The organism is Cytophaga sp., from assembly GCF_051961495.1.
Lineage (GTDB): Bacteria > Bacteroidota > Bacteroidia > Cytophagales > Cytophagaceae > Cytophaga.
Genome location: NZ_JBQCDF010000179.1, coordinates 1 through 5,434, shown reverse-complemented (window position 1 = coordinate 5,434; position 5,434 = coordinate 1). Strand labels below are relative to the sequence as shown.

General features: G+C 36.6%; 5 protein-coding genes. All 5 read left to right on the top strand.

Annotated elements, in window-relative coordinates:
• The first annotated feature begins 482 nt into the window (after positions 1-482).
• Complete coding sequence (locus ACTHJT_RS09535; RefSeq protein WP_440237796.1) at positions 483-1,421, top strand: hypothetical protein; 939 nt, start codon at positions 483-485, stop codon at positions 1,419-1,421.
• Between the two features lie 31 nt (positions 1,422-1,452).
• Positions 1,453-2,370 (top strand): hypothetical protein, encoded by a 918-nt coding sequence (locus ACTHJT_RS09530; RefSeq protein WP_440237795.1) that lies wholly within the window; start codon positions 1,453-1,455, stop codon positions 2,368-2,370.
• Between the two features lie 30 nt (positions 2,371-2,400).
• The gene (locus tag ACTHJT_RS09525; RefSeq protein ID WP_440237794.1) at positions 2,401-3,240 is read left to right on the top strand and encodes a hypothetical protein; all 840 of its coding nucleotides are present in this window, start codon (positions 2,401-2,403) and stop codon (positions 3,238-3,240) included.
• A 30-nt stretch (positions 3,241-3,270) separates the two neighbouring features.
• Entirely contained in the window at positions 3,271-3,723 is a 453-nt protein-coding gene (locus tag ACTHJT_RS09520; protein ID WP_440237793.1) for a hypothetical protein, read from the top strand.
• Positions 3,724-3,734: 11 nt separating this feature from the next.
• Positions 3,735-5,434 (top strand): hypothetical protein (locus tag ACTHJT_RS09515; RefSeq protein ID WP_440237792.1); only part of this gene is annotated, 1,700 nt, incomplete at its 3' end.

Genomic DNA, 5,434 nt, shown 5'->3' with positions numbered 1-5,434 from the left:
ACGAAATTGCGCGCGCCCTTCGCCGCGGCGAAGGGCGCGCGCAATTTCGTTGGGTGCGGATTGCTATAAAGGTTTGACCCCGCTGGGGTCATGACTAACAGTTATTTGATGTATTTAAGTTCATTCGTGCATTAATAATGATTGATAAATGTCGGATGTCAATATTCGATACAGCCATTTAATAGCAATGACCCCAGCGGGGTCAAACCTGTATAGAAAGAACATTCACGTTTTTGCACCCGACCCCTTCGCCGCGGCGAACCTGTATAGCTGAATAGGAATTATAAATGATCCATTCAAACTTAATGTCCATTTCATTTTTGTGATGATTACAAATTATCATTTTGCATCCATTACGAAAATGTAATTTTTGAAAGAAACTCTATAACTATACTTTTCTATTGCCCCTTATTTAACATATGTTAAACTATAATTATTTTTTTAATTTCTAACATTGTGGCTAATCAAACTTCACCTTCCCCATGAAAAAATCTTTCAGATTGCTGATTACCATTATTTGTTTCGTTGGCGCCTCATCTGTTTACGCTCAATGGACTACTAGCGGAACAACAAATGTAGTTTTATCAGATCCAACAAAAAATGTAATCGTTGGGCCAATACCAGCAACTCCAGCCAATTTGCATATTAATACAAATAGTACAGGCACTAATTCCAGTAGCACAATTGTAAGTATAGAAAATAGTTCTACTACTGCAATTTCTAAAAGTGCAACTTTAAGCTTTATAAATAATGGAAATACATATTCTATTTCTACCAGCTCCTGGCCAGGCGCAGGTTCAGGCATGTTCCATATTACAAATTTAATTCATATGGATGCAAATAAAGTAACATTTTCATCCGGTTATACTCCAGAATATACTGGACCATTTGCTACAGGAAAATATTGTTTTAGAGGCGGCCTATCTTCGTTTGATAGTATTTATTCTAAAAAGATAGGGATCTATATGTATGCTCCTACTGGATATAATTTTGGTGTATATGGTAATTCTTATTTCCAGAATAAAGTCGTCATTGGAACAACCAGTAGTACACTACCTACAAGCGCCTACAAATTATATGTTGGCGGTAGCGCAATATGCGAAGAATTGGTTGTAAAACTGCAGGCTAACTGGCCGGATTTTGTTTTCTCTCCTCAATACAAACTCAGACCACTGAGTGAAGTAAAAACCTTCATTGCTGAAAATAAGCATTTACCGGATGTGCCGGCGGCTTGTGAAGTGGAAGAAAGCGGAGTTGCTACCGGTGAAATGTTAACGATCCAAATGAAAAAAATTGAAGAATTGACTTTATATCTGATTCAGATGCAGGAAGAAAATGAAGAGATGAACTCCTACATGAAAAAAATACAGGCAGAAAATGAAGCATTGAAAAAACGAATCGAAGCGCTGGAAGTAAAATAATTAACGAATTTCTAACTAATAATCTAATCCCATGAAAAAATCTTTCAGATTGCTGATCACAATTATATGTTTCCTAGGAGCATCTTCTGTTTATGCGCAATGGACAACAAGTGGTTCAAACGTAAGCTTAACAACAACAACGAATAATGTTATTATTGGACCGACACCTACTACGCCAACCAATCTTTATTTAAACAGCACAGCAAGTTCTACAACTACTCTAAGCATTGATAATAATGCATCGGGAACTTATACACCTCATACCTCATCCATCAATTTTAATGCATTGGGAACAACTCAGTATAAAATATACATGAATATAAACCCAAATTGCTCCAATGGATTATTGAATCTTGGAAATGCAATCAGTGGCCCAGGAATTCATATAGGCAAAAATACCATGACATTCTCTTCTACTTTAGCTAATGCTACATGTGGTAACGATGTTCCCGTTGAATATTTGTTTGATGGTGTAACAGGAATAAAGCAATTGGAAGTTGGATTGACAACATCGGATTTAAGAAACAGTACTTTCTCAATACCTACTGGCTATACTTTTCATGTAGCCTCTGGAGCTTCTTATTTCAATGATAAAGTTGTTATAGGGACAACGAATACATCATTACCAACTGGTACACACAAGCTTTATGTAGGGGGATCAATGGTTTCTGAAGAAATCTTCGTAAAACTTCAGGCAAACTGGCCGGACTTTGTTTTTTCTCCTCAATACAAACTCAGACCGCTGAGCGAAGTAAAAACCTTCATTACTCAAAATAATCATCTACCTGATGTACCTGCGGCTTGTGAAGTGGAAGAAAGCGGTGTTGCCACCGGTGAAATGTTAACGATACAAATGAAAAAAATTGAAGAGCTGACTTTATACATGATCCAGATGCAGGAAGAAAATGAAGCGTTGAAAAAACGTATCGAAGCGCTGGAAGTAAAATAAAACCAATTTCTAACTAAAATTTTCAATCCCATGAAAAGATCATTACGATTATTGATCACAATTATCTGTATTGTTTATGGCGCTGTTGCGCATGCTCAATGGACAACCAGCGGTACAACAAATGTTGTTTTATCAGATCCAACAAAAAATGTAATCGTTGGTACAATACCAACAACATCTACAAATCTCTATTTAAATTCTGCAAACCCGTCTACGGTATTTACCATTGATAATAATTTTAGTGCAGTCCCTCCGGCACCCACAACACATTATGTAGGTATCAATTTCAACTCAGCCGGTACTACCAAATACAAGATTTACACATCGAGCATGCCTGTGTGTCCCTCAGGGTATTTTCATGTATCACCTATTTCCGGGACTGGTATGCATATGAACGGCAACCGAATTGATTTCACGGATGACGCCGGATTATGTGCCACAAACCGTACCGTAGTTCCCGGATCCCGATACTCTTTTGATAGTTTAGCTTCTATGAACAGGCTATACGTAGGTGGTATGAGCAGCACTTACCCAACCCTAAATCCTAATTATAGATTGTATGTTGCAGGTTCAATGATCTGCGAAGAGTTGGTGATCAAACTTAAAGCAAACTGGGCTGATTATGTTTTTTCTCCTCAATACAAACTCAGACCCCTGAGTGAAGTAAAAACCTTCATTACCGAAAACAAGCATTTGCCGGATGTACCAGCGGCTTGTGAAGTGGAAGAAAGCGGTGTTGCCACCGGTAAAATGTTAACGATACAAATGAGAAAAATTGAAGAGTTGACGTTGTATCTGATCCAGATGGAAGAACGGATCAAAGAACTGGAAGCACAAAACAAAGTATTGAACAATCCAATACAAAAATAATTTCTGACGAAATTTTAACTCATTGATTCCATGAAAAAAAATAATTTCAAATGGCTGCTATGTTTTAGCACCCTGTTTATACTATCAACATTCTCTACGGTAAAAGCGCAAAGCTTTGAGCCAGTGGTAGGCACCAATTATTATTACTTAACACGAGGTGTCTGGCAGATGACTGCTATTGATCTTGATACAAATTCAGTACTTACTCCAGAAGACCAGACTATCAAATTTGTTTTTAGTGTTGGTCTACCGCTAGGCACATCGAATTGGGTACGAACGATTCAAAATGATACACTTTCCAATCCTATGGAATATACATTCTCCTCATCTACCCAGGAACAGATCATCATCAATCCCAACACGAGTTCACCTCAAACCTTTACTATAGACTATATTGATGACAATATGTTTATATACCGATCAAATTACGATGTTGGGGGAACAACATATAATTACACATTCAAACTGATGAAAGTCAATTAAAAAATTTCATAATGAAAAAGAGAATAATAGTACTCATTTATCTACTGCTTTGTGTAATACAAACTACAGTAAATGCGCAACCAATACCTAATCAGGATTACATGAACCAGGCTAAATATTGGTTTTATAGAAACAGGTTGATTAATGAATTCTGTAAAGTTGGGCCTAATCAAGGTGAAAGTATTCCTTTCCAATCTATGAATTATGTTACTCATTATGGAAACGCCGGTGATGGAGGCATTCAAAAATTAGGTCATTATATTGGTGTCTTGGCAACCGAAATAAAATTATTAAGAAACAGTAACCAAAGTACCAGTAAAACTGTTGAAGAGTTATTTTATGCACTATATGCTGCTTATCGATTAGATGCTACCGCAGAAACATATGACTTTTGTTATGACGTAGATGCGGAAAACGCAAAACCAAAAATTCAGAATGATTATCCTTATTATTCTAAATGTCAAGGTGACCCTGGCAGCTGGAATGGATTTATGTTGAGGGATGATAAAAATCCTAAATCCTCAAGTGCAATCTATAACCATTTCAAAAATATGACTGGAATAACAAATTTCCAATGTGATTTTGGATTAAATATTGCGCCTTATGGACAAACAACTATCGAGGTAAGTAACCATGCCTCAACGTTAAATGATGCCAGCCATGATCAGTTAGGTAATTTACTCATTGGCTTAAGATTGGTACAATTTTGTTTGAATGGGACAGAATATTATACCTATTCTGGCACCAGCTATAATTTAAAACAATTTTCTACAAATATAGCCTCAATCTTGATGGGCTACTTGGCTGCAGGGTCACCAAACAACACTGTCAATTGTAATTATATAAACAATATGATGGGTGCACCATCACAACTCACAAAATGGTATTCATATTTGTTACCTGTAGGAGTCTCAAATTGTTCTTCGGTTGGTCCTTTTGTAAATGGTTCTGGCAACATTCCATGGCTATTTTCCAATACTGTTATAAATCAACCTTCATCAATTGAAAATGATGACATAGGTGGTGCTTTCCCTTATTTTTTGAGTGAAGGTTACGCATTAACTGGTAAACAACTTACCGGACAAAGCTATACTACTACTAAAATTTCTAAGATTGCATGGAACGAATTTCCAAGAACTTTATCAAAATCTATATATCAACTCGGCGACAGTTGGAAGATTCTTTCCCTTGCTTCTATATCTGATGGATGGACTTCTTCATATATTCCTTGCGGTATCCTTCCTGTTGCCTGCACTACTAAAGTATGTATTGCTAAAACTATTTGGAATGGGAAGTGTGTATTATCAGTACCTGTACCAGCAAAATGTACTGCAAATATTGATTGTGTGTCTAAAGACTTTGTTTTATATGACCAATGCTGGAGAGCTAATTTCCAAGTTCTTCCACTTATGTACAATGTATTGAATAATAAAATTGGATTTAATTCTGTTGGTGGTTCTCCTGCATCAACTACCGCTTATATAAATTTCTTTCAATCCCATATTGACAATGCTCCTTGCAGAGGACCTTATTGTATGGGAGCAAATGATAAAGCTGCCAACGACTGGGCTTCCTGGAGTATACTTCTTTCAGCGGATGCAGGAAACAATCATAAATGGACGGATGGACCTGATGGTGGTGGTGGAACAGATTTAGGAGAATACAATGGTTTGGATTACATGTTAATGTATAATCTATATAACATATATAA

What these genes read in the sequence shown, in the direction of transcription:
- ACTHJT_RS09535 (WP_440237796.1), top strand. Translation starts at nt 483, where the DNA reads ATGAAAAAATCTTTCAGATTGCTGATTACCATTATTTGTTTCGTTGGC.
- ACTHJT_RS09530 (WP_440237795.1), top strand. Translation starts at nt 1,453, where the DNA reads ATGAAAAAATCTTTCAGATTGCTGATCACAATTATATGTTTCCTAGGA.
- ACTHJT_RS09525 (WP_440237794.1), top strand. Translation starts at nt 2,401, where the DNA reads ATGAAAAGATCATTACGATTATTGATCACAATTATCTGTATTGTTTAT.
- ACTHJT_RS09520 (WP_440237793.1), top strand. Translation starts at nt 3,271, where the DNA reads ATGAAAAAAAATAATTTCAAATGGCTGCTATGTTTTAGCACCCTGTTT.